Origin of the sequence: Lentzea sp. NEAU-D7, assembly GCF_026242055.1 — a bacterium.
Taxonomy (GTDB): domain Bacteria; phylum Actinomycetota; class Actinomycetes; order Mycobacteriales; family Pseudonocardiaceae; genus Lentzea.
Genome location: NZ_JAPJDL010000025.1, coordinates 24,099 through 48,367 on the forward strand (window position 1 = coordinate 24,099; position 24,269 = coordinate 48,367).

Consider the following 24,269-nt stretch of genomic DNA (forward strand, 5'->3'; position numbering starts at 1 on the left):
CGGGCTACTACTCGAATGGGTAGCGTGAAGACCGGCGACTGCGCTTCGAGGTCGTCCCGACGGCGTAGGGGGGCCGCTCGGGGCTGGTCGCGATGCTGGTCGTTGTGGTATTGCAGCGCTTGTTCTCCGCCGCCGCGGAGCGAAAGGAAGAATGGGTGTCGGGGAATCGGGACGGGATGTTCCGCGGCCGTGAGGGAGAACGGGAGCTCCTGAACGGCGTGCTGGACGCGGGCACCGGCGTGGTGCTGATCGACGGCGCGGCGGGCACCGGCAAGACGCGGTTGCTGGCCGAGGTCGCCGCCGTCGCCGCCGGCCGCGGCTTCGAGGTCGCCACCGCGCAGGACGAGCTCGACCAGCCGTTCCTGTTGGCCCGCCTCGCCGAACGCCAGCTCGGCGGTCCCGCCGTGGTCGTGCTGGACGATCTCCACCTGGCCGAGCCCGGCACCCTGGCCGCACTGCGCGCTCTGCTACCCGCCTCCACCCACGAGAAGGTGGTGTGGCTGCTCGCTCGCCGCCGCGGCGAGGGCGCCGACCGCCTGTTCGGTGCCGCAGCCCAGCGCGGTGCCACCAGGATCGAGCTGCGGCCGCTGGCGGACGACGTGGTCGCGGACCTCGTCGCCGACCTCGCGGGCGGTGACCCGGACCACGACCTGAAAGCGCTTGCTTCCACCGCCCAGGGCAATCCCGCCGCGCTGATCACCCTTTTCGAGGCCCTGCACGAGGACGACCTGCTACTGGTCGGCGCCGGGCGCGCCTCGCTCAGGGCCGACCGGCCGCCGCACCGCACCGAGACGTGGCTGCGCGACCGCATGGGTGCGTTGGGCGGCAAGGCGAGGCACCTCCTGCAGATCGCCGCCGTGCTCGGGCCGCGCTTCGAACCCGGTGACGTCGCGGAGATGCTGGCGTCGAGCACCGCGATCCTGCTGCCCGCCCTGGACGAGGTCATCAGCGCGGGCGTCGTGACGGCCCTGGACGACAGGCTCGCGTTCCGGCACGACCTGCTCTGGCGCCTGGCCGCCGACTCCGTGCCGCCGCCCGTGCGGCGCGCGCTGCACCGCGAGGCCGGCGAGATGCTGCTGGGGCGCGGGGACTCCGCCGTCCTCGCCGCGAAGCACCTGCTGCACGGTGCCCAGCGCGGTGACGCCCGGTCGATCGACGGGCTGGTCGCGGCCGCGAAAGCCGTGCTGTGGAACGCTCCCGAGGCCGCGGCCGAACTCGCGGTGCGCGCGCTCGAACTGACCGACCAAGCGTCTGCTTCGCTGGTCCACCGCACGGTCATGGCGGTGAGAGCGCTCACCGCGGCCGGCCGGCTCACCGCCGCGCAGGCGCTCGCGGAGGAGGCCCTGTCCCGTCAGGTCACCCCGGAGGCCGCCGCCAAGCTCCGGCACTGCGTGGCCACGACGATGCTGCTGAGGGCCCGGCACGCGGAGTCGCTGGCGATCTCCGAGGCGGTGCTGCGCGAACCCGACCTGGCGCCGGACCTCGCGCCCTGGGTGGAGATCACCCGGCTGATGGCGTTGCTCGGCCACGACCGGCAGCGCGCGCGGGAGCTGGCCGAGGCCGTCGTGCGGAGCCGTCAGAGCGGGCCGGACGACGTGCTGGCGACGGCCTTGGCCGTGCTGGCGGCGATCGCGCGCGACACCGGCCGCCCCGGTGCCGCGCTGGAACTGGCCCGCGAGGCCGCGTGGTCGAGCACCTCGCACGACCTCGGCGCCTACCCGCAGCTGCTGCTCGCGACCCTGCTCGCGGGGCTGCGGGAGCTCGCCGACGCCGACACCGTGGTGCGGCGGGTCCGCGTCGGGCCGTCCGCGGTGGTCACCAGGGAGGTCATGACCGCGGCCGTGCAGGCGCGGATCCTGTTGCAGGCGGGACGGATCGAGGAGGCCGCCGCCGAGGCGCGCGCCGCGCTGGCGGTGGCGGAGGAGACCGGGCACGAGACGGTGGTCGCGCCGGCGCTGGCGGTGCTGGCGATGGTCGCGATCCACACCGGCGACCTGCCCGCGGCCGTCGAGCACGTCGAGCGCTGCCGCGACCAGGTCCCGGCCGACGGCGTCCTTTTTTCGCACGCCTACTACCAGTGGACCGACGTGCTCGTCACCTACGTCGGCTCGGGGCTCGAGAAGGCGCTCGCACTGCTCGCCGAGGAGTACCCGGACCTGGTGTCGTCGGGGCTCCTCGCGGAGGAACCCCGTGCCGCCGGGTGGTTCCTGCGCCGGGCGTTGGAGGCGGGGGACGAGCGGCTGGCGCGGGCCGTCGTGGACCACGCGGAACGGCTCGCCCAGGAACATCCGGAGTTCCCGGCGATCAGGGCGGCCGCGGTGCACGCCCGCGGCCTGCTCGACGGCGACGCGAAGTCGCTGGAGCTCGCCGCGCGCGACCACCGGGACCTGTGGGCGCGGGCGAACGCGGCCGAGGACCTCGGCGTGCTGCTCGCGGACTCGCCGGACCGGGCGGAGTCGGTGAAGGCGCTGGAGAGCGCGCTGGAGCTCTACCGGGAGATCGGCGCGTCACGGGACGGCGCGCGGGTCCTCGGCCGGTTGCGCAAGCTCGGCCGGCGTCGCAGGGCCGCTCCGGCGCGCCCGGAGTCCGGGTGGTCGAGCCTGGACGACACCGAACGGGCCATCGCCAACCTGGTCGCGAAGGGTCAGACGAACCGGCAGATCTCCACGCAGCTGTTCATGTCGCCGCACACGGTGAACTTCCACCTGCGCAAGATCTTCCGCAAGCTCGGGATCAGCTCTCGCGTCGAGCTGGTGATGAGGTCGAGGGACGACCAGTAGGCGCCGGCACGGCCCGCTTGGCCTGACGCCGCAGCTGCAGGATCCGGGCGGCGCCGACGACGGCGACCAGCAGCGCGCCGCCGATCGCGCCGAACAGCAGCGCCACGCCCAGGGGCAGGCTGAACTGGCCCCACAGGAAGTGGATGGTGGCGTTGCCGCCGTTCTGCAGGATGAAGATCAGCAGGAAGATCAGCACGACGATCGCCACCAGTACGGCGATCCAGGTGCCGCTGATCCGGGTGGGCCGCAGCTTCTTCGGTGCGGCCACCTGCGCGGGCGGTGCGGCGGTCGGGGGAGCGGCCGGGATGGGTTCCGTGACCGGTGTCTTCGGGGTCTCGTCGCTGGAGGTCGCCACGAGGAGAATTATCGGCGACCAGGCGTGATCCCGCGCGCTGGCGAACGGGTCACAACTTGCGCAACCCGGACAGCACGCGTTCGAGCAGCGCGATGTTCGGCTGGGCGCTCGGCTCGTGCACGGCGACCAGGTTCAGCGTGATCAGGTCGCTCAGCAGCACCCGCGTGACGCCGAGCGGGATCTTCATGAGCGCCGAGATCTCGGCGACCGACCGCGGCTGCAGGCACAGCCGCATCATCGCCGCCTGGTCGTTGGTCGCGCGGTAGAGCCGGTCCTCGTCGGTGGAGAGCAGCGTTTCCAGGCGCAGGTCGTGGCGAGCCGTCGTGCGGCCGCCGGTGCGGGCGTAGGGACGGATGAGCGAGCTGTCCCTCGCGGGGCTGTCGTTCTGCTCTTCTGGCACAGGCCACTCCGGTGGCGGTTCCGGTGGGCGTTGGCGCAACGGTTGCTGACGGGGCAGTTGTTGCGTCTCCGCGCCGGTGAAGTCTTCACTTCCGTCGGCGCGCAGCCGTCTACGGGTCGCCGGGGAGCCGAAACGGGCCCCCGTGTAACCGATTTCCGTCGCTTCCTCGTCGTGCACGTGCTCAAGCTATAACGAAGTCGCCCAAATGTATGTGGATCACGTTGTCTTTTTGTCGGTCAGATCGAATCTGACTTGGATTGCAGTGCCCGACGACGTCGTTTGGGTGCGCACGAGATCCGCCAAACGGTTGACGAGCAACAGACCGCGACCGCCCGGTTCGTTTGCGTGAACAGGCGTCCGGCCAGCGAGAACATCCGTGATGTGGCCGTTGTCGTTGACTTGGCAAACAATACTTCTGCTTTCCGCCCAGACGCGGACGGTGCTCTCGCCGCCGCCGTGCCGCACGCTGTTCGTGGCGAGCTCGGTCACCGCGAGCGTGAAGTCGTCGACCCGATCATGAGCCAGACCCAGCTTGACGGCCTGCTCCCGCGCGAACGCCCGCACCGCCGCCATCGCGCCGGCGCCGACGGACGTGCTCGCCGCGTCGGACGGGATGGTCAACGGCAGTGAGTGGGCGGCGACGACCACCCGCGCGGGGTGGAAGTGGTCGCTCGGGCGGTGGCCGCTCGCGTCGATCACGACGGGGTGGGTCTTCTCGGCGTCGGCCAGGATGTCGTGGGTGAGGGTGGTGGTGCTGTAGGGGCACAGGATGCTCAGGTCGCGTCCGCTGAACGCGTAGTTGACCAGGGCCTCGTGCAGCGTGCACGCCGGGTACTCGACGTCGGTGCGCAGGTCCCACACCGGCTCGCTGATGATGCGGACGGCCCCGCGGTGCCGGTCGGCGAACGCGCGGAGCTCCGGGATGATCCGGCCTGGGTTGCGGCCGGTGTCCGTCATGTCGAGGAACGTCACGAGGTGGGCGAAACCGCTGAGCGCTTCCTGGAGGAGCTGGAGGTTCCTGCCCGGTACCGCCACCGCGACGGGTTCGGCGCTCGCGAGGCCCTCGACCACGAACGGGACTGTCCCGTCGATGTAGGACTCCTCGTCGGAGTAGAACAGCGCCGGATGTGCGAACGTCATGTGCCACCTCTCGTCAACATCCCAGGATGCGCACCCGGCACGTTGCTCAAACCATCATTTCTTGACCCTCACACCGTGTCAGCCCTTACACAGGAGCAGTCATGTTCACCATCGGAGACTTCGCCCATCTGGGGAGGGTGTCGGTGCGGATGCTGCGCCATTACGACGCGGTCGGGCTGCTCCCGCCCGCACGCGTCGACCCGGCCAGCGGCTACCGCTTCTACACCGCCGCCCAGCTGCAACGGCTGAACCGCCTGGTCGCGTTGAAGGACCTCGGTCTGACGCTCGACCAGGTGCGTGTGGTGCTCGACGAAAAGCTTTCCGTCGAGCAGTTGCACGGCATGCTTTCGTTGCGACGGGCCGAGCTGCGGCAGCAGATCCTCGCGGACGAGTCGCGGCTGCGCCGGGTCGAGGCACGTCTCCGCGCCATGGAAAGAGAAGGCGCCATGCCCACCGACGAGATCGTCGTGAAGCCCGTCCCCGCCGTCCGGGTCGCCCGCCTGACCGCCACCGCCGCGTCCTACGAGCCCGAGGACATCGGCCCGGTCATCCAGCCGCTGTACCCGCAGCTCTTCGAACGCCTGGGCCGCGCGGGGGTCACGCCGTCCGGCCACGGGATCGCGACCTACGAGTCCGCCGACGGAGACCAGGTGGTCGTGCGGGCCGGCGTGACCGTGGCCGTGGAACCGTCCGCCGCCTACGACTTCGAGGTCGTCGACCTGCCGGCGCTGGCCGAGGCGGCGACCATCGTGCACCGCGGCGCGATGGACGACGTCGACACCTCGTACCAGGCTGTGGCGGCGTGGATCGAGGCGCACGGGTACAAGCAGAACGGGTTCGCCCGCGAGGTGTACCTGAACTACGGCGAGGGTGACCCGGCGGACTGGATGACCGAGCTGCAGCTGGAGATCACCAGGCCGTAGCGGGCGGCTCGTCCTGGTGGATGCGGCGGTGGAGGGACTCCATGCGCTCGTCCAGCTGGGCCGCGATCATCGCTGTCGACATCAGCTCGCCCACGAAGTCCGCGGGCGGGCTGTCGTCGTACTTGTAGAACAGCTTGTGCTCCAGCGTGGCCCAGAAGTCCATCGCGATCGTCCGCAGCTGCACCTCGACCTTCACGTGCTCGACGCGGTCCGACAGGAACACCGGGATGCGCACGATGAGGTGCAGGCTGCGGTAGCCGTTCGGCTTCGGTGAGGCGATGTAGTCCTTGGTGAGCAGGATCTCCACGTCGTGCTGGCGCGCGAGCATCGCCTTGACCCGGTAGACGTCCGAGACGAACGGGCAGATCACCCGCACGCCCGCGATGTCGTCGAGCCAGTCGCCGATGGAGTCGAGGTCGAGCGGAAAACCCTTGCGCCGCAGCTTCTCCAGGATGCCTTCCGGTTTTTTCACCCGATTGGTGATGTGCTCGATCGGGTCGTGCTGGTGGACCGAGTCGAACTCCTCGCTCAGGATCCGGAGCTTCGTCATGAGCTCCTCGATCGCGAACTTGTAGACGAGCAGCCGCCGTTCGAGGTCGCGCAGCAGGCCCAGGTCGTCGGCGAGGTCGGTCACCACACCAGAGTACTGATCACGCTCGTCAGAACTGCGCGACGGCCTCGGGGGCGTAGCCGTAGAAGCCGGGAAGACCACCTGTGTGGAGGAACACGACCGGCACGTCGCTGCGCGGCGCGATCTCGCGGAACTTCACCGCGGCCTTGCCGGTGTAGACGGGGTCGAGGACCACGCCCTCGGTCTCCGCGAACAGCTTCAGCGCGTTCCACATCTCCGGCGTGGGCACGCCGTAGCCCGGTCCGATCGTGTCGTCGGTGACGGTGACGTGGCCGAGCCGCGGGGCCGGTTCGCCGAGGAGGGCGGCGGCGTCGGTGGCGAGGGCGCGGAGCTCCTGCTCGGCGTCCGCGGCGGTGTGCGAGACGCTCGCGGCGTGGACGGTGCCGCGCCAGCCCAGCAGCTCGGTGCCGAGCGCCACTCCCGCCGCCGTGGCGCCGCTGCCGTCCGGCACGACGATGGTGGCGTTGTCGATGCCGCGCTCGTTCAGCTGCCCGACGAGCTCGGCGGCCGCCGCGACGTACCCCAGCGTCCCGAGCCCGTTCGAGCCGCCCACGGGCAGCGTGACGGCCTTGTCGTGGTTGATCTTCTCGTACGTCCGGACCGTCTCGTCGGCGTCCGCGCAGACGTGCACGTTCGCCCCGAACATGTGGTCCAGCACGATGTTGCCGGACCGCTCGTACGCGGCGCCCGCCATCGGCACCTTGGCCGTCAGCACGAGCTCGCAGCGCAGCCCGAGCTTCGCGCACGCCGCCGCGGTCTGGCGGCCGTGGTTGGTCTGCAGCGCGCCGAACGTGATGATCGTGTCCGCGCCCTGCTCGATCGCCTGGCCGAGCAGGAACTCGAGCTTGCGCAGCTTGTTGCCGCCCGCGCCGAGTCCGTTGACGTCGTCGCGCTTGATCAGGACGGGCGGGGCGCCGAGCGTGTCCGCGAGCCTGGGGGCGTCCTCCAGCGGGGTCGGCCAGGTGCCCAGGGAGACTCGGGGGAACGCGCTCAGATCCATGGGGCGAGTTTAGGGTCTGCGTCGAAGTCCGGTCCGCGACAGCCGGGCCCGAGGCGGCCCCTGCCGCACCACCAGAAACCACCTCAAGCGCGACTCTCGTCGAACCCGACTTCGACACAGACCCTGAGTGCCTCGCGTTCGGAGGGTTCTTCGCCGACACCGTGCAGGACGTGGGCGAGGATCTCGACACCGCGGACCACGCGGGGACCCGGCCGGTTGAAGTAGGCCGGTCCGTCCAGCACCCAGGTCTCGGGCAGCGGCTGATCGGGGAGTTCCCGCAGCGTCCGCTCGGGCGGGAAGCCGCAGGGCATGAGCAGGACCACGTCCGGCTCCGCGTCGTGGACCGCCTGCCAGGTGATCGGCCCGGTGTGCTCGCCCTTCCCGGCGAGGAGCGGGACACCGCCGGCGGCCGCGATCTGCTCCGGGACCCAGTGCCCGGCGGGCCAGCACGGGTCGAGCCACTCGATCGCGGCCACGCGCGGCCGGGCGAGGCCCCTGGTCCGCCGCTCGACGTCGCCGACGCGCTGCCGCAGCGCGGCGATCCTGTCCGCGCTGTCGACGCCGAGCACGTCGCCCACGGTCTTCAGGCAGCCGAGCACCTCGTCCAGCGTGGAAGGCTCGAGGCTCAGCACCGTCGGGCCGGCGTCCATCACCCGGACGGTGCCGGTGACCCTGCGGTAGGAGATCGCGCAGACGTCGCAGAGGTCCTGCGTGAGGATCACGTCCGGCTGGAGGTCGTGCAGCAGGTCCGCGTCCAACCCGTAGAGCGACGACCCGCGGTGGACGGTGGAGTTGATCTCCCTGCTGCTCAGGGCGTCCTGGTCGACGCCGGTGCTCGTGACGACGGGGACGCCGGCCACCTCGGCCGGCCAGTCGCACTCGTGGGTGCGTCCCACCAGGTGTCCGGCCAAGCCCAGCTCGGCGACGATGTCGGTGGCCGCCGGCAGCAGCGAGACGATCCGCATCAGACCTCCCTGCCGAACTCGGCGTACCGCGTGGAACCGCTCTCAAGGGCTTCCAGAGCGAGCGTGAGGCGGCGGTGCAGTGACGGGTAGATGCGCGGCCTCGCCTCGTCCAGCGTCAGGTACAGCACGCCTTCCAGCTCGGGATCGCACGCCGCGGCACCGTCCACGACGCCACCGTCGAACACGAACTGGTGGCAGTCGCGCCAGACCCCGTTGCGCGGCGTCCAGTCGACCACCAGCAGCGGCCCCAGGGCCAGGGACAGGCCGAGCTCCTCCTGGACCTCCCGCAGCGCCGCGGCCTTCGGGGACTCGTCGTCCTCGGTCATGCCGCCGGGGATGTCCAGCACCGCCTTGTACGCCGGCACGACGAACAGCACGCGCCCGGCGGAGTCGCGGATCAGCGCGCCTCCCGCGCACGTCTTGGTGGGCCGGCGGGACGCCACCCCCGGCACGTGCTCGAGTTCGGGCGGACCCTCGTCGAGAACATCGGCGGCGAATGAGGCGGGGTCCCCCGCGTGCAGTGCGGACATCAGCCGATGATCACACCACGGAGTGAATGGCGCACGTCCCGCACGCCGTCTACGCGCTGGTGAGCGGACCTGCGGAAGATGACGGTCTGCAACCAAACGATCGGGGAGTACGCTTAGGCCTGTAACTCCGTGCGATCAATCGCCGATGTCCAGGCAACATCGGTGGAGGTGACGCCAATGGGGGCAACCGGTGCCGCCAAGCGCAGACGTGACGGTGGAGAGGCCCCGTGGTCGGTGGTCGGTCTGACCGTCGTGTTCGTCGTGGTGGCCCAGGTCCAGTTCGCCATCGCGATCGCGGAATCGGTCTGGTGGCCGGCCGTGGTCGGGGTGCTGCTGCTGGCAGTGGCGGTCGCGTTCGTGAAGACGGCGCGCAGGCTGCGTTGGGAAGACAGCGACTCGTACGAGGCACCGTCCGAGGTGGCCCAGCCACTTCCGGCAGCGCACCACGAGAGCCACGTCGACGCCGACGGAAGCCTGGCACGCGCGGTCGGCGAAGTCGTCCACGCGTCACGGCGCTGGCGGGCCTGAGGGCCTCATGAGCGGAGGCCGGGCCACGGGGTGGTCCGGTCATCTCGTCGTGGCCGGGGCCCGCACCCGCAGAATGGGGCCATGCCGACGTCTGCCGAGTGGCTCGAAGTGCGCGCCCACCTGCTCGAACACCGCCACGCGCTGGCGGTCGCGGCCGTCGCCGAGTATCCGGACGTGCCCAGGGTCGCCGGCACGCCGCTGCTCACGTCGCCGGACTGGATGCCGGCCGGGCCGATCCCGCTGGCCGGCCTCTCGCTGGAGCTGAAGGCGTCCACCGCGCTGCCCAGGCCGCCGGCCTCGGCGCTTCCCAGCGGGTTCGGCAGCTACTCGGAGGCGATGGCCGCGCTCGCCGCGCCCACCGTGTTCCAGAACCGCGAGACCTATCGGCTGCTCGGCTTCACCGGGCGGCACCTGACGTTCGGGCTCGGCAGCTACTTCGACGGCATCGACGTGGGCGAGGCCTGTGCGCACGAGTACGCGGCGCGCGACCTCGGGAGGATCGGCTCGCTGCCGGCGCGATCGGCCGTCGGTGATCCGTGCGATCCCCGGCGGAGGCCGGTCAACGTCGCCGTCAGCACGCTCACCCTGCGGCACGACGAGGCCTCCGGGGAGGCGACGTTCTTCCTGCACTGGCGGGACCCGAAGCGCGTCGGGCACGCGGGCGGCATGTTCCAGGTGCTGCCGGTCGGGGTGTTCCAGGGGTCGTCCGAGGCGGACTTCTCGTTGTGGCACTGCATGATCCGCGAGTTCGCCGAGGAGATGCTCGGCGTGGAGGAGATCCACGACGCCGACTACGCGGCCTGGCCCTTCGCGCGGCGGCTCACGGAGGCGGCCCGCGTGTTCTACCTCGGCATGGGCGTGGACCCGCTGACGTTCGCCACCGACATGCTGACCGTGGCGGTGATCGAGGCGTCGCGGTTCGACGAGCTGTTCGGTGATCTGGTGTCGCACAACGAAGAGGGCCAGGTGCTGCGCGGACTTCCGTTCACCGCCGGGAACGTCGAGCGCTTCGTCCGGCACGAACCGACTCAGGCCGCCGGTGCCGCGCTGCTGTCGCTGGCCTGGCGGCACCGGGAGGAACTGCTCAAGACCTGAACGGGTTCGGCAGGCGCGCCCACCTCGTCGTGCCCGGGTCGAGCCGCATCAGCGTGAGCGGCTTGGCGGGCAACGGGTCGTGCAGCAGGGCGTGGCGGTCCGGGGTGTCCGGGACCGTCGCGGCCACGACCTGCCAGAGTGCGGCGTCCGGGGCGTCGAGTGCTCCGACCAGCCCGGTCAGCGCGGTCGCGAAGAACGTCGCGAACGTCTTGGCGCGCAACGCTTCAGGGCTCGCGTGCAGGCGTTCGGGCAGGTCGGCGCGCGGGCTGACCCGGATGTCCGCCAGGTCGCGGTAGATCAACCGGCGCGGCCGGCCGTGCACCAGGCCCACCAGGAGGTTCTGCTCGTGGGCCTCCAGCGCCACTCCGCGCGCGAGCAGCGTCATCAACGGTGGGACGGCCAGTTCGCAGAACTCCGCGAGCCACTCGAACGGGTTACCCAGCGCGCGGACGGGCGGAGGGTCGCCGGCGGTCAGCGCGGCCAGGGGCAGCAGCGTCTCACCCTCGCGCGGCACAGGTCTGTCGCGCAGGACCACGCCGAGCCTCCGGTCCGGTTCGCCGTCGGTGAGCACGGCGGCGGACGCCCGGTTGTGCTGCAGTTCGATGCCCTCGACGGTCGCGTCCAGGAAGTCGGAGACCGTCGTCGCGGTGGCGATCGAGCCGGCCGAGATGTCCCGCACGGCCGAGGTGATCTGGGCGCTCAGCGTCGTCTTGACGTGCCAGGCACCGGCCGAGAGCGTGCGCAGCGCCATCAGTGGCTGGGCGTCGAGGGTGCCGGAGGTGGGGACGGTCAGCCGGTCCGCCTGCCAGGGGTGCACCGGGAGCAGGATCCGCCCGCCGTCGCGCAGCTCGTCCGGCCAGTCGCCGAACACCACGTGCCGTGCCGCGGGGTGCAGCCGCAACGGCACGACCGGGCGGTGCTCGGGGCCGTACGCGAGGTGGTCGGCGGCGGTGAACCCGGTGCGGTTGCGGCAGCACGGGTGCAGCGGATGGCCGTCGACGACGCTCTGCTCGTGCTCCTCCAGCGACCTCTGCGCGAACGGGGTCGTGAGCGGGCTCGTCGTGCGGGACAGGGCCAGTCCGGCCACGCTGTGGGCGACCTCGGCGATCAGGTTCTCCGAGTGCGGCCAGCGCAGCGCGGTGAGGAGGCCGACCGGGTGCGAGTACTCGGCCGGGTCGACGCCGACCGGCGGCAACGGCTCGACCGCGAAGGCCCGGCGCAGGCGCGCGAGGATCGCCGCACGGGCTCCGGGCAGCGCCGCGATGAACCTTTCGGCACGTGTTTCGTCCAGCGCGGCGGCGAACTCGGACTCGACCGGTGTCTGCGTCAGAATGATCTGATCCTGACACATCGCCGGAGGGAAGCGGACACCGGTGGAACCGAGCACTGACCCCGACGGCATCACCTCGACGGCGCTGCTGAACTGCCTGCGCCGCGAGGTGGGGGAATGGGCGGACGGCACGCTCCGGCTGCCCCGCACCGGCACCCTGCTGCGCGTGCGGGAGGGGCGCTGGCTGTCGGACCCCGAGGTGTTCACCGGTTCGTGGCAGCCGTTGTCGTGGCACGAGCTCGCCGTGCTCGTCACGAAGGAGCTCGGTGACCCGCCGGTCGGCTTCCTGGACGAGATCGCGGGGTCGCGGTCGGCCATCGCCGCCGTGCTCGACGCCCGCACAGCCCCGCCCGAGGACCTCTACCGGCGCTCCGAGCAGGCCCTGGTCGCCGGGCACCGCTACCACCCCGCGCCGAAGGGCCGCGGCGGCCTGCCCGCGTCGCAGTGGCTGCCGTACGCGCCCGAGGTGCACGCGAGCTTCTCGCTGGCACAGCTGGAGGGCTCGTTCGTCGACGACGGCGAGGTGCCGCTGCCCGCCGGCGTCCTCCCGGCGCATCCGTGGCAGCTTTCGTTGCTGGGGCTCGAAGCTCCGGTGTCCGGGCCCGAGGTGTGGCCGACGTCCTCGGTGCGCACGGTCTACGACCCGGCCGCCGACCTGTTCTACAAGTTCAGCCTCGACGTGCGGATCACCAACGACGTGCGCCGGTTGTGGGCGCACGACCTGCGCTGGATCCCGCCGCTCGCGCGCCTGCTCGGACCGGTGTTCGCGGACATCGGCTCGGTCTTCCCCGGCGCGGCCTTTCTGACCGACCGCGGCTACCGCACTTCACCGGACTCCTTCGAGGGCCTGGCGGTCGTGGTGCGCGACGGCATCCGGCAGCACGCGCTCCCCGGCGTGACCCCGTTGCTGGCGGCCGGGATCAGCGAGGGCTTCGAGGGCAGTCCCCTGGACGGCCTGGACTCCGACGGCGCGCTGCGGTGGTTCCGCCAGTACGTCTCGGTGGTCGTTCCTCCTGTGCTGCACGCGTTCTTCGCACACGGTGTCGTGATGGAGTGCCACCTGCAGAACGTCGTGGTGGGCGTCGACGCCGAGGGCATGCCGGTCCAGGCGATCTACCGCGACCCCGAGGGCATGCGGCTGCTGCCTCGGCACGCCGAGCTGCTGTCCACAACGGACGGTGCGGGCGGAGCGCGGGGAGTGTCCGAGGAGAAGGGCTGGGAGCGGCTGCGGTACTGCCTCGTCGTCAACCACCTGATCGAGATCGCGGGTGCGGTGCTGGACCGGCACCCCGGCCTCGACGTGTGGGAGGAGGCGCGGTTCGTCTTCGTCGCGTACGCGAGGGAGCACGGGCAAGCACAGGTGATGTCGTTGCTGGACGACCGGTTCGTGCCCGCCAAGGCGAACCTCCTGCTGCGCTGGACGCGCGCGGAGGGTGCGGCGAGCCGGTACGTCGACTGCCCGAACCCGTTGTACCGGGCTCCGTGACGGTCACCGGCGGCACGACGGCCTGGACGCCCGCTGCCGCGTGAAGGTTCCGCGGTTGACGGGGGCGTGCCGCTCAATCGGGTCTGGGGTGCCGACGCGGCGCCGCGGGCGCACGAGCCTGCACAGCTTCGTGTCGCGCCTGCGCCAGGAGGCGACCATGCACGCGTGCCTCGGTTTCGTCGCGCACGAAAGCGGCTGCTGCGCCTCGCGCGCGAACTCAGGCCCGCGCCGGTGCCGCGTGCACCACGGCGTCGTCGAAGACCAGCGGCCGCCACGCACCGGCGCCCGCGCGGCCGTGGCCGGGATCAACGCCGACGAACACGCGCCCGCCGACGCGCACCCGCACGTGCCGCGCCTGCCAGTCGACGGTGGCGCGCTGCCTGGTCCGGCCGTCACACGTCCACCTCTGGTCGGCGAAGTGCACGATCGAGGAGTGGCCGTGGATCTGTCCGAACGGGACGATGCCTCCGTACCGCATCCACGGCTCGTGCAACGCGGCTCCTGACTCCGCCCACAACGGCCCCGTTTCCGGATCACGGCCGTGCGCACCCATGCGCCAGATCAGGTCGGGCCGTTCGTTGAGCAGGTCCGCCGCCTCTGCGGCGGTGGCGGGTTCGCCCAGCCGTTGCCACGCGGCGAGCGTCAGCCCCGCGTGGGTGAGCAGGAACTCGTCCCCGCCCGCCGTGATGGCCGCGGCGACCTGCATCCGCCCGTCGGCCCACCACGCGCACACCGTCTCGACGCCCCGCGGTGGCAGGGGATCGGGCCAGAAGACCTCGCGACCGGGCAGGTACTGGGCCTCGTGGTTGCCCACCAGCTGCACCCAGCCCGGGCCGAGCCGCTCGCCGACCGCGTCGAGCACCCCGAGGCTGTCCGGCCCGCGGTCCACCAGGTCGCCGACCTGGACCACGACCAGGCCGGGTCCGAGGTCCCGCAACGCCTGCCGCAACTGGTCGGCGTGTCCGCCGACGTCGCCTATGACGGCAATCCTGGCCATGCCCACCCCCACATCACCCGCGGTCCACGCTACCTCCGCGGGTGCCGGTGAGGTGGGGACGATCCGCCAGAGGCGGGCGCGGCGCTCCCGGCCCGCCTGGGCACAAGGCCGGTGCTGCGGAACGGTTGCGCGACCACGACGTGCCGCCGCCGGTTTGTCGGCGACAGGAAGCAGGGCGGGCACGGCATCGCGCGGTCCCGCAACGGGTCCGCGTGCCCGCCGACGTCGCCCATGACGGCAATCCTGGCCATGCCCACCCCACATCACCCGCGATCCACGCTACCTCTGCGGATGTCGGTGAGGCGGGGACGACCTGCCTGGGGCGGACGCGGCGCTCCTGGCCGCCTAGGCAAATGACCCGGTGCTGCGGAACGGTTGCGCCACCGCGACGTGCCGCCGCCGGTTCGTCGGCGATGGGAAGCAGGGCGGGCACGGCATCGCGCGGTCCCGCAACGGGTCCGCGTGCCCGCCGACGTCGCCCATGACGGCAATCCTGGCATGCCCACCCCACATCACCCGCAATCCACGTTACCTCTGCGGATGTCGGTGAGGTGGGGACGACCTGCCTGAGGCGGGCGCGGCGCTCGCGGCCCGCCTGGGCACAAGGCCGGTGCTGCGGAACGGTTGCGCGACCACGATGTGCCGCCGCCGGTTTGTCGGCGACAGGAAGCAGGGCGGGCACGGCAATGCACGGTTTTCGTTCACCTGCGCCCACCCGGCGCGCTCCTGCGGCTGCTCAGAGAAGGCGCTTGATCTCTCCCCTCGCCCGGTAGAAGCCGCCGCTCGCCGACGTGTGGATCTCGGTCACCAGGTACCGCGCGCCGGGCACCCGGATGTCCTTCGGGAACTGCACGGCGCGAGAGCGGTCGTAGCCGTCGGAGATCACGTGCACGCGCATGCGGCCGCCTTCCTGCACGCACTCCACGACCACGCCACCGGCCGGAACCGCGCTGGCCACAACGGTTTCCACCTCGGCCGTCGCCTCGACGCGCTGCCAGTGGTCGGCCTTGATGTCGCTGCGCTGCGGCAGTTCGCCCTGCTCCGCCGCGTGGATCGCCGCCGGGCTGGCGTCGATGCACGCCAGCGAGCCGTCCGTCGTGACGATGTAGAGGCGCTCGTCGCGGTACTGCATGGAGAACGCGGAACCGCAGCCCGTGGCGAGCTTCCACAGGCGCGTGCCGTCGGCCGCGAAGCAGTACACCGACGAGTGGTTGTCGCCGGCGAACACGTAGTCGCCACCCGGCGAGGTGGCGCAGGAGAACACCGCCGCGTCACAACGGTAACGCGCGGTCTCGGCCCCGGTGGCGCGCGACAGCCGGTGCACCCACCCGCGGCTCGTGCCCGCGAACACCTCGGCCGGCTCCTGCCAGCCGAACAGCACCGCACCCGTCGTCTCGGCGTGCCACACGGGATCGCCGGTGCGCGCCGCGTAGTGCGTGACGCCTCGGGAATGCCCGTGGAACGCGCCTTCCGGAGCGCAACGCACCATCCACGCGCTGTCGCCCGCGCTGCGGCGCGACCACTGGAACTCGTCCTCGTGGTCGACGATCGTGATGCCGCCCTGCCGGTCCGACACACCGAGCACGCCGTCGTCGATGTCGAGCCAGTAGATGTCGACGTCCTGGGCGATCTCGTACGCGACGCGCGGAACCTTGCCGCCCAGGTCGTACACGCGCCCGTCGTCGCAGCCCGCGTAGATCCAGAAGTCGTCGGCGACGATGCACTTCACGCCGTCCGGTAAGCCGTAGCGCCCCGTGACCCGGCCGTCGTGCGCGAGCGTGAAGACGTCGCCGCGCTCGTTGCCGACCCAGGCCTCGTCCTCGCCGATGAAGATGCCGAACGCGGGCGCACCGGAGTGGAACCGCCACAGCACAGGCGCTTGCCGCGCGCTGGACTGCACACTGGTGATCTCGCGCCGGGTGATCGCCCGCCGCTGCCGCTGGCCCTTGACCGCCGGCGCGTAGCCCTTGCGGACCTTCTCGCCGATCTTCTTCTCGGCCGCGCTCACCGCCTTGGCCTCGTCGGCGAACGTGGACTCGCGCGTCGAGCCCCGTTCACCGATGCGGCCGAACGTGATGCTCACCTTCGTGCCGTCGACGACGACCTCGTAGAACTTGTGCGCGCTTCCGCTCGCCTCGGACAGCTCCAGGTACGTGGTGGCAACGGCCACGGTCTTCCCCCTCGCGTTGATCAGCTGGAACGACCGTAGCAAGGGGGTCTGACAATTCCTGACGTCAAGCGTTGGCGAGCCCGTCGCGGAACCAGTCCGGCATCTGCTCGTCGTTGCGCGGGAACCACTTCTGCTCGGTGGCGAAGTTCTCCGGGGACGGCGCCGCGTCGAACTTCGGCGCCTCGTCGCGGTTGTAGCGGATGGAGAAAGTGCCCGGAGGGTCCAAGACGTACTCGAACTCGACCCAGGAACCGAGACCCTCGGAGTACATGCCCTTGCGCAGCTGCTGGAACTTCCGCCACACCTCAGGCGGGAACGACCAGCCGCGCACGGTCCCGTCCGCCATCTTCACACCCGTGTCGGCCTCGCTGTGCGGGCCGATCATCTTGGCACGCAGCACCAGGCGCGACCACCCCTGCGGCAGGGTCGGCAGGATCTCCTGGGTGATCTCCGCGAGCTTCTCCTGCTGCTCGATCGGACTGAGCGCCGGCCAGTTCGCCATGGTTGTTCGCTTCCTCCTAGATCGCGGTCGGGCCCGGCCAGCCTACTGATCGGCCAGGCTCGCCTCGTGTGCGCGCTGCAGTTCCAGCCCGCGCTCGACGGTCTCGCGCAGCCAGCCCCGCAGGTGCTCGTCGGAGCGCGGGAACGCCTCCAGGTCGCGCACGAACATCATCGGGTGAAGCTCGGGCGACCACCGCGGGTCCTCGTCGTAGTTGAACGTCACTTCGGGCTCGGCACCGCGGCGCAGCACGAACCGCGCCGACAGCCACGTGCCGCGGTCCTCCTCGTACATCTGCTCGCGGAGCTCCTGCAGCTGGTCGGTGATCTCCGCCAGCCGCACCTCGCCCGCGAACCTGCCCTGGGCGTCCTGCGCGGACGTGGCGAGCTCGTACGCCATGACGTTCGCCCAGACGTCCAGGGTGACGCGGTTCCACCCGACCGGGGCACCCGCCTCCAGCAGCGCGCAGATCTCAGCGACCCTTGTACCGGTCCTGGGGTCCATAGTTCACCTCCGGCCGGTTCGGGAAGACGCGCTCCTTGGTCACCACGTTCTCCACGACCGGCTTGTTGTCCGGGCCGAGCTGGACGGTACCGTCCGCGTTGCGCGCGTACGTGACCTCCTGCCAGCGCATCGTCACCTCGGACGGCACGCCGTCGGCCTCGCGCGTCGCCCGCACCTGGTAGTTCTGGACGTCCTGGTGCGGCTGCTTCGAGAACTCGACGAGCTCCGTCTCCTTGTTGCGCCACGACGGCTCGTGGAACCAGCCGTCCTTCGCGTTGCCGGAGTTGGACCCCGCCATCTGCCCGTGCATGTTGAGGTACTCGCCGAAGCCGCCGAGCTCGTTGGCCAGCAGGTGGCCGCCCGCCCACTTGACGCGCGAGTTCTCCACTTCCTCCGGCGTGAGCGTGCGGTCCGGAGGGTTGCTCGGGTACGCGGCCTCGCCCTCCTGGTAGGCGCGCTGCTGGGCGCCCTTGCCGCCGTCGTCGTCGCGGTAGTTCTTGTTCTGGCCGCCCGCCTCGACGTCGCCGGTCATCGAGTCGGTCTGACCGTGCTGGTCCGTGTGGAACGCCAGCATCTTCTCGCTGTTGTGGTAGTTCGGCACCTGGTACTTGGCGTCCGGCAGCAACGGGTGGCTGAGGTCGGGGTTGAACCCGGACCACTTGCCCTTGCCGTCGATGGCCATGTCCTGCCGGCCGGGCGTGGCCTCGACCCACTTGACGTTGCCGTCGCCGTCGGTGATGAACGTCGTGCGCGTGCCGTTCTGGTTGACCACCGGGTACTCGGTCCAAGGCTGCAACGGCTGGTGGTCGCGCAGCGGAACCGGCACCGGGTCGGGGTTCTCGATCGGCTGGAGCCGGTCGGGCTGGGTGTTGCCGTCCGGCACGGTCTCGCGGTCGCGGTGCGGCGCCTGGATCTCCTCGTGCCGGTTGAGCGGCTGCCGCGGAGCGTCCGGGTTGGCCGGGTCGACCGGCTGGTGCGTGGGCCTGTCGAAGTCGACGAACCGCTCGTTGAACGCCGGGTCGTCCGCCGGGATGATCCGGTCCTTCGGCGGAGGCGTGTACTCGGGATCGGCGTCCGGGTCGTTGCCCTGCGCGCCGTCCCCGCGGTCCACGGCGTCGGCGCCGTCGGTGTCGCGGTCGCTGCCGGGCGCGTACCCGTCGTCGCTCGCCCGCGTCCTCGACCCGTCCGGGTGGTGCGTCTCCCACTCGCCGTTCGGCGGGATCCTGGGGGAACGCGTGCCGTCGGGCGAGATCTCGGGGTCGCTGGTGAAGACCCGGCCGCTGCTGTCGGTCCAGGCGGGCTTGGTGGGCGCCACGACCGGCGCGTCGAGGTGCCGCGACAACTGCTGCGCGAAGTCGTTGCTGCCCGCGTCGCACCCGATCAGCCGGACGGGCCTGCTGCCGTCGTACCCGCTGCGCCGCAACATGTCCGCGTACTCGGCGGGCGTGTAGTCGTGCCCGCCGATGCGAGCCCGGCCGTCCGGCGTGACGTGCACGTCGGCGGTGAAGAACCGCGGGTCCTCCGGCACCCGGTGGGGGAGGTCGCCCATGTCGGGGTCGCCGCCGTGGTGCGAGACACCGGCGGGGGTCTGCTCGGCGTGCCGCTCGTGCGCCTGCTCCGGGGAGGGCCGCTCTTCCGCGTGCGACTGCGGCGCGTCGCTGTCGGGCCGGTTGTCGGTGTCGTGGTGGCCGGGGCCGTCGGTGTCGCGGTGCGGGCTGCCGGGCCCGTCGCCGGGACCGTCGGGCCGCGCGGCGTCGGGATGCGCGGCGTCGGGCCTGCCGCCGTCGGGCCTGCCGCCGTCGGGCCTGCCGCCGTCGGGACGGTTGTCGTTGGGACGGTTGTCGTTGGGACGGTTGCTGTCGGGACGGTTGCCATCCGGTCGGGTGTTGTCGGGCCGAGTGCTGTCCGGCCGGTTGCCGTCGGGACGGTTGCTGTCAGGGCGGTTGCTGTCAGGACGCGAGCTGTCGGGCCGGTTGCCGTCGGGCCGAGTGCTGTCCGGCCTGTTGGTGTCGGGCCTGTTGGCGTCCGGACGTGACGTGTCGGGCCTGGTGCTGTCGGGCCGGGTGCCGTCCGGACGTGACGCGTCGGGCCGGGTGCCGTCGGGACGGTGGTGCGGCTGGCCGGGTGCGTCGGGACGCTGACCGGGATGCGTGACGGGACCGTCGGCACCACGCGGGCGAGCGCCGTCGGGCCGGGTGGCATCGGGCCTGGCGGCGTCGGGTCGGGTGGCGTCGGGTCGATGGGCGTCCGGACGCTGGTGCGGTGCGGGCGAGTCCGGCCTGCTCGGCCCGCCGGGGCCGTGACCGCCAGGCGTGTGCGGGCCGGGACCACCGGCGTGCGGTGCCCCGGGACCACCCGGAGCCGGCCCGAAGCCGGGCTGCTGCGGCGTGTGCGGGCTTGCGGGGCCACTCGGCCCGGCGTGCGGGGTGTCCGCGTAGGTCGGCGAAGTGGTCGACTGCGGACGAGTCGGCGTGTCCGTCCGCGCCGACGGCGACGTGGTCCCAGGACCGCCGTGGCCGTCAGGCGAGTGCGGCGCGCCAGGGCCGCCGGGACCAGACGGCGTGTTGGGGCCGCCGTGCGGTGCGTTGGGACTGTGCGGCGCACCGGGGGTGCCGTAGGGCGAGCTGGGTCCGGTGTGGCCGTTGGGACTGTGCGGCGCACCAGGACCCGAAGGGGCGTTGGGGCCGCCGTGCGGTGCTGACGGTGCGTTGGGGCTGTGTGGTGCGCCAGCGCCGCCGTAGGGCGCGCTGGGGCCTGAGGGGCTGTGGGGCGTGCCAGGACCACTCGGTCCCGATGGTGTGTTGGGACCGCCGTGCGGTGCATTGGGGCTGTGTGGCGCACCAGGGGCGCCATAGGGCGAGTTCGGGCCCGAGGGGCCGTTGGGGCTGTGAGGCATACCGGGACCGCTCGGTCCCGATGGCGCGCTAAGGCCGCCGTGCGGTGCGTGTGGCGCACCAGGGCTGCCGTAGGAGGAGTTCGGTCCCGAGGGGCCGTTGGGGCTGTGGGGCGCGCTGGGGGCGTTCGGTGCGCCTGTGTGCGGTGCGGACGGGCCGAAGCCCGGCTGTGCGGGAGCCGACGGCCGGGCCGACGACGGGGACATGTCCGGGGTGCGCTGCGAGGGCATTCCCGAGCCCAGGTCGCCGCGGGCGCCCGGCGTGCCGGTCCAGCCTCCGGCGGAACCCGGACGTGGGCCGCCTCCTGCCGGGGAGCCTCCCGCGGGTCCTCCGGCCGGGCCTCCCGCGGGGCCGCCCATCGGGCCCTGCTGCGGAGTGGTCGTGGAGCCCGCCGGTGGTGCGCTGTCGCGTGGTGCGGACGGGGCGTGCTGCGACGGTGCTTCCGGTGCCGCGACGCCTGCCTGGGTGGTCTGGCCCGCGTTGCGCGGCGGGGGTGCCGGTGCGTCGGGAGGTGACGACGGTCCGTTCGTGCTCGGGCCCGACGGGCCACCGGACGGAGACGGCCCGCCGCTCGACGGCGAACCCGGCGAACCCGGTGACGGGGCGTTCGACGTGCTGGGGCCGTCCGGTCCAGGCGAGGACGAGGGGCCGTTCGGAGTGGAAGAAGGCGCGCCCGGCGAAGGCGCGGAAGCCGACGGCGAACCCGGTGACGGCGACGCCGGACTCGGACCGTCCGGAGAGGACGGTGAAGACGGAGAAGAGGGAGAAGAGGGAGAAGACGGGGAGGACGGCGGCGCCGAAGGCGACGAAGGCGACGAAGTCGTTGGCGCGTCAGGGGAAGACGAGGTGGGCGAGCCGCTGGTGTGCGTGCCGCCGGCGTTCGGGAGGTCCGGCGTGCTCGTCGATTGGAACAGGCCACCGGGCTTGATGGACTTCGTCGAGATGACGTCCAGGCCGGTGACCTTGCCGACCAGCTTGCCGACGACCTTCATGATCTTCGTGAAGATCTCGACGATCCTGCCGAGCAGGGGAGAGACCTTCTTGATGGTCTTGATGAGCTTCTGGATGAGCTCACCGATGCGCGTGGCCCACTTCGAGATCGCGGTCACGGCCTGCGCCACGATCACCGGCGTGCCGAACCCGAGCGTGAACACGGCTTCGAGCACCCACGTGATCAGCTTCCCGACCAGGTCGGCGATCAGGTCGCGCACCATCTCGCGCACGAACGCGACGACCATGCCCATCACGCCGACGACGGTGCCGACGGAACCGGCGGCGGACGCGGCGCCGGTGAGCGCGTCACCCTGGGCGCCCGCGGCGGCCCGGTACGCGTCCGCGGCGGTGCCCTGCCACTCGGTGGTGCCCTGCACCGACTGCTGGTAGTCCTGCGCGATCTTGCCGAGCTCCTCGGAGACCTTGTTCCAGGTGGCCGAGTACGACTCGATCACCGGCGGGTCACCGGCCAGCCAGTCCAGGGCCTCCTTCAACGGCTGCATGTGTTCCATGAGGAACGAGGCCGCGGAGGACAGCAGCGTGCCGAACGGGTCGATCGCCATCGACGCGGCGTCCGCGACGAGGCCCACCATGCCCAGGCCGCCCTCGACCCAGTTGCCGTCCTTGATGCCGTTGAACGTGTCCATCGCGGACTCGGCGATGGAGATGCCCGTCGCCCAGCCGTTGTCGCCCGTCCCCGCGTTCATGAAACCCGACGGTTCGGCGTCTGGCTTGACCACCAGGGGGTTCGACATCACATGTCTCCGATGGTCTTGGTGATGTCCTCCGGCACGTGCCGTCCTTCCCCCGAAACGCAGCGGACCGTGGTGGTTCCCCAGGATGACGCAGCGCCGGTCGCGCCGGTTCCACCAGGTGTCCAAATAGGCCGTGCGGCGCAGCCGCGTTGCTCCGGTGGGATCAGGCCGCGACAAAAGCCCGTGCCCGTCCCCGCGAGGTGCGGGGACGGGCACGGGGGAAGAACGCGTCAGGCCTTGGCGGTCTCGACCGCGGGCTCCTGCGGCAGGCGCCCGAGCTCCGCCGTCGGACGCCGGAAGGTCTCGCGTCCCGTCGCGATCGCGGTGGCGCTGACCGCGCACACCGCGGCCGTGAAGATCGCGACGCCGATCCAGTCGTCACGGCCGGAGCCGATCGCCGCCACCACGCTGGGGGCGAACCCGGCGACGGCGAACCCGATCTGCGTGCCGATCGCCATGCCGGACAGCCTGACCTCGGTGCTGAACATCTCGCCGTACAGCGACGGCCAGATGCCGTTGATCGCGGAGTAGGCCACGCCGAACAGCAGGATGCCGAGCGCGAACACCAGTCCGTACGCGCCGATGGAGATCGACCACAGGTAGGGGAAGATCAGCACGGCGCACGCGCCGCAGCCGGCGAGGAACACCGGTTTGCGGCCGACCCGGTCGGAAAGCCCCGCCAGCAACGGGATCGCGGCCAGGGCGACGACGTTGGCGAGGACGCCGACCCAGAGCATCGGCGTGCGCGCCAGGCCGATCGTGTTCACCGCGTAGCTCAGGGCGTAGACGGTGAAGATCGTGCTGACCGAGGCGATGGTGGCCGCGACGACGACGCGCAGGACGTCGGCCCAGTGCGTCCGGAACAGCGTCGCGACGGGCAGCTTGGCCGGCTTGGTGCGCTTGAACTCCGCGGTCTCGTCGATCTTGCGCCGGATCACGAGGCCGACCACCACGACGACGGCGCTGCACCAGAACGGCACCCGCCAGCCCCACGACAGCAGGTCCTCCTGGGGGAGCGCGGCCACGGGCAGGAAGATCGCCGTGGCGAGGATCTGCCCCGCCTGCGTGCCGCTCAGGGTGAAGCTGGTGAAGTACGCCCGGCGGTTCTCCGGTGCGTGTTCCAGCGACATCGAGTTCGCGCCCGCCTGCTCGCCCGAGGCCGAGAGTCCCTGCAGCAGGCGGAGGACGACGAGCATGATCGGCGCGATGACGCCGGCGGTGTCGTAGGTGGGCAGGCAGCCGACGGCGAAGGTCGCCACGCCCATCAGCAGCAGCGTGAAGACGAGGACCTTCTTGCGGCCGAAGCGATCGCCGACGTGCCCGAGCACGAACGCGCCGAGCGGCCGGGCGGCGTAGCCGACGCCGAACGTGGCGAGGGCGAGCAGGGTGCCGGTCGCCGGATCGGCGGCGGGGAAGAAGACCTTGTTGAACACCAGCGCGGCGGCGGTGCCGTAGATGAAGAAGTCGTAGTACTCGAGGGCGCTGCCGATCCAGGCTGCCAGCGCAGTCTTGCGGGCCATCGATGTGGTCACGGCGTACTCCTATGTACGGCCTAGTTAGTTAATACAAGGTCGGATACGCCACCCCCGCGTGTCAAGGGTCAGATTTCAGCTGGTCAAGTAATTGATCAGCATGTCACCGAGCATGCGTCGGTGGTGCTCGCGGCGGCCGGGGTCGAGCATGTCCCGTCCGAAGATCGCGGCGAACGTGTGCCGGTTCGCGAGCCGGAAGACGCAGAACGAGCTGATCACCATGTGCACGTCGAGCGGGTCGGCGTCGGCGCGGAACCGCCCCGCGGCGCGGCCCCGTTCGAGGAGCTTCGTCAGGCCTTCGAGCGCCGGGTTCGCGAGGCCCGCCAGCACTTCCGACCGGGCGATGTGCTCGGCGCGGTGGATGTTCTCGATGCTGACGAGCCTGATGAAGTCGGGATGCGCCTCGTGGTGGTCGAAGGTCAGCTCCGCGAGCCGGCGGATGCCCTCCTCCGGCTCCAGGTGCTCGACGTCGACCTCGGCCTCCAGTGCCCGGATCGCCAGGTAGGCCTGCTCCAGCACGGCGATGTAGAGCTGTTCCTTGCCGCCGAAGTAGTAGTAGATCATCCGCTTGGTCGTGCTGGTGCGCTCGGCGATCTCGTCGACCCGTGCCCCTGTGTAGCCCTTGTCGGCGAACTCGCGCGTGGCCACTTCCAGGATGTCGGCGCGCGTGCGGTCCTTGTCCCGCTGGCGCTCGGCGTCGGATGACGGCGGTACGGCCACCGAGCCCCCTTCGATCTGCTGATGACCAGCCAACTCTAGTCC

Annotated in this window: 20 protein-coding genes; 5 read left to right on the forward strand and 15 right to left on the reverse strand. The window is 71.4% G+C overall.

Annotation, left to right across the window (positions count from 1 at the left end; all coding sequences use genetic code 11):
* Positions 1 to 155: 155 nt before the first annotated feature.
* Positions 156 to 2,780 carry a helix-turn-helix transcriptional regulator gene (locus ORI60_RS36690; RefSeq protein WP_266042610.1) on the forward strand — a complete coding sequence of 875 codons (2,625 nt, stop codon included), beginning with the start codon at positions 156 to 158 and terminating at the stop codon, positions 2,778 to 2,780.
* On the opposite strand, the gene ORI60_RS36695 is transcribed toward ORI60_RS36690, so the two are convergent.
* From ORI60_RS36695 to ORI60_RS36705, 3 genes are all read right to left on the reverse strand, one after another.
* Entirely contained in the window at positions 2,734 to 3,135 is a 402-nt protein-coding gene (locus ORI60_RS36695; RefSeq protein ID WP_323055986.1) for a LapA family protein, read from the reverse strand. The two genes, ORI60_RS36690 and ORI60_RS36695, sit on opposite strands and share 47 nt — an antisense overlap.
* A gap of 49 nt (positions 3,136 to 3,184) precedes the next feature.
* Positions 3,185 to 3,535: a DUF742 domain-containing protein gene (locus tag ORI60_RS36700; protein WP_266042611.1), complete on the reverse strand. Its 351-nt coding sequence runs from the start codon at positions 3,533 to 3,535 to the stop codon at positions 3,185 to 3,187.
* A 216-nt stretch (positions 3,536 to 3,751) separates the two neighbouring features.
* The gene (locus ORI60_RS36705) at positions 3,752 to 4,675 is read right to left on the reverse strand and encodes an anti-sigma factor RsbA family regulatory protein (RefSeq protein ID WP_266042612.1); all 924 of its coding nucleotides are present in this window, start codon (positions 4,673 to 4,675) and stop codon (positions 3,752 to 3,754) included.
* Between the two features lie 101 nt (positions 4,676 to 4,776).
* Here ORI60_RS36705 and ORI60_RS36710 point away from each other — a divergent pair, with 101 nt between their 5' ends.
* Positions 4,777 to 5,598, forward strand: coding sequence for a MerR family transcriptional regulator (locus ORI60_RS36710; protein ID WP_266042613.1), 822 nt, complete (start codon positions 4,777 to 4,779; stop codon positions 5,596 to 5,598).
* Here ORI60_RS36710 and ORI60_RS36715 read toward each other — a convergent pair.
* The 4 genes from ORI60_RS36715 to ORI60_RS36730 form a co-directional block, all read right to left on the reverse strand.
* Positions 5,585 to 6,232: a GTP pyrophosphokinase family protein gene (locus ORI60_RS36715; protein WP_323055987.1), complete on the reverse strand. Its 648-nt coding sequence runs from the start codon at positions 6,230 to 6,232 to the stop codon at positions 5,585 to 5,587. The two genes, ORI60_RS36710 and ORI60_RS36715, sit on opposite strands and share 14 nt — an antisense overlap.
* A gap of 25 nt (positions 6,233 to 6,257) precedes the next feature.
* Positions 6,258 to 7,229, reverse strand: a complete 972-nt coding sequence (locus tag ORI60_RS36720) for a D-cysteine desulfhydrase family protein (protein ID WP_266042614.1) — start codon at positions 7,227 to 7,229, stop codon at positions 6,258 to 6,260.
* An 83-nt stretch (positions 7,230 to 7,312) separates the two neighbouring features.
* Positions 7,313 to 8,194 carry an ABC transporter substrate-binding protein gene (locus tag ORI60_RS36725; RefSeq protein ID WP_266042615.1) on the reverse strand — a complete coding sequence of 294 codons (882 nt, stop codon included), beginning with the start codon at positions 8,192 to 8,194 and terminating at the stop codon, positions 7,313 to 7,315.
* Complete coding sequence (locus ORI60_RS36730; RefSeq protein WP_266042616.1) at positions 8,194 to 8,724, reverse strand: NUDIX domain-containing protein; 531 nt, start codon at positions 8,722 to 8,724, stop codon at positions 8,194 to 8,196. The genes ORI60_RS36725 and ORI60_RS36730 overlap by 1 nt, the downstream gene beginning before the upstream one ends.
* A 177-nt stretch (positions 8,725 to 8,901) precedes the next feature.
* On the opposite strand from ORI60_RS36730, the gene ORI60_RS36735 reads away from it, so the two are divergent.
* Together ORI60_RS36735 and ORI60_RS36740 are read left to right on the forward strand one after the other, a co-directional pair.
* Positions 8,902 to 9,252 (forward strand): hypothetical protein, encoded by a 351-nt coding sequence (locus ORI60_RS36735; RefSeq protein WP_266042617.1) that lies wholly within the window; start codon positions 8,902 to 8,904, stop codon positions 9,250 to 9,252.
* 81 nt (positions 9,253 to 9,333) lie between these two features.
* The gene (locus ORI60_RS36740; RefSeq protein ID WP_266042618.1) at positions 9,334 to 10,347 is read left to right on the forward strand and encodes a hypothetical protein; all 1,014 of its coding nucleotides are present in this window, start codon (positions 9,334 to 9,336) and stop codon (positions 10,345 to 10,347) included.
* On the opposite strand, the gene ORI60_RS36745 is transcribed toward ORI60_RS36740, so the two are convergent.
* Positions 10,337 to 11,698 carry an IucA/IucC family protein gene (locus ORI60_RS36745; RefSeq protein ID WP_266042619.1) on the reverse strand — a complete coding sequence of 454 codons (1,362 nt, stop codon included), beginning with the start codon at positions 11,696 to 11,698 and terminating at the stop codon, positions 10,337 to 10,339. The two genes, ORI60_RS36740 and ORI60_RS36745, sit on opposite strands and share 11 nt — an antisense overlap.
* A 22-nt stretch (positions 11,699 to 11,720) precedes the next feature.
* Between ORI60_RS36745 and ORI60_RS36750 the strand changes: the two genes are divergently transcribed.
* The gene (locus ORI60_RS36750) at positions 11,721 to 13,163 is read left to right on the forward strand and encodes an IucA/IucC family protein (protein WP_266042620.1); all 1,443 of its coding nucleotides are present in this window, start codon (positions 11,721 to 11,723) and stop codon (positions 13,161 to 13,163) included.
* Positions 13,164 to 13,380: 217 nt separating this feature from the next.
* Here ORI60_RS36750 and ORI60_RS36755 read toward each other — a convergent pair whose 3' ends face one another.
* The 7 genes from ORI60_RS36755 to ORI60_RS36785 all read right to left on the reverse strand — a co-directional run bounded on the left by ORI60_RS36755 (position 13,381) and on the right by ORI60_RS36785 (position 24,227).
* The gene (locus ORI60_RS36755) at positions 13,381 to 14,160 is read right to left on the reverse strand and encodes a metallophosphoesterase (protein WP_266042621.1); all 780 of its coding nucleotides are present in this window, start codon (positions 14,158 to 14,160) and stop codon (positions 13,381 to 13,383) included.
* A gap of 736 nt (positions 14,161 to 14,896) precedes the next feature.
* A complete protein-coding gene (locus tag ORI60_RS36760) occupies positions 14,897 to 16,330 on the reverse strand; it encodes a WGR domain-containing protein (RefSeq protein ID WP_266042622.1) in 1,434 nt (477 codons plus the stop codon).
* A gap of 64 nt (positions 16,331 to 16,394) precedes the next feature.
* Positions 16,395 to 16,832, reverse strand: coding sequence for a hypothetical protein (locus ORI60_RS36765; protein ID WP_266042623.1), 438 nt, complete (start codon positions 16,830 to 16,832; stop codon positions 16,395 to 16,397).
* A 42-nt stretch (positions 16,833 to 16,874) separates the two neighbouring features.
* A complete protein-coding gene (locus tag ORI60_RS36770) occupies positions 16,875 to 17,333 on the reverse strand; it encodes a hypothetical protein (protein ID WP_266042624.1) in 459 nt (152 codons plus the stop codon).
* A complete protein-coding gene (locus ORI60_RS36775) occupies positions 17,302 to 21,975 on the reverse strand; it encodes a hypothetical protein (RefSeq protein ID WP_266042625.1) in 4,674 nt (1,557 codons plus the stop codon). Before ORI60_RS36775 ends, ORI60_RS36770 begins: the two co-directional genes overlap by 32 nt.
* Positions 21,976 to 22,205: 230 nt before the next feature.
* On the reverse strand, positions 22,206 to 23,507 hold the full coding sequence (locus ORI60_RS36780; RefSeq protein WP_266042626.1) for an MFS transporter: 1,302 nt from the start codon (positions 23,505 to 23,507) through the stop codon (positions 22,206 to 22,208).
* Between the two features lie 75 nt (positions 23,508 to 23,582).
* Positions 23,583 to 24,227, reverse strand: a complete 645-nt coding sequence (locus tag ORI60_RS36785; RefSeq protein ID WP_266042627.1) for a TetR/AcrR family transcriptional regulator — start codon at positions 24,225 to 24,227, stop codon at positions 23,583 to 23,585.
* Positions 24,228 to 24,269 lie beyond the last annotated feature (42 nt).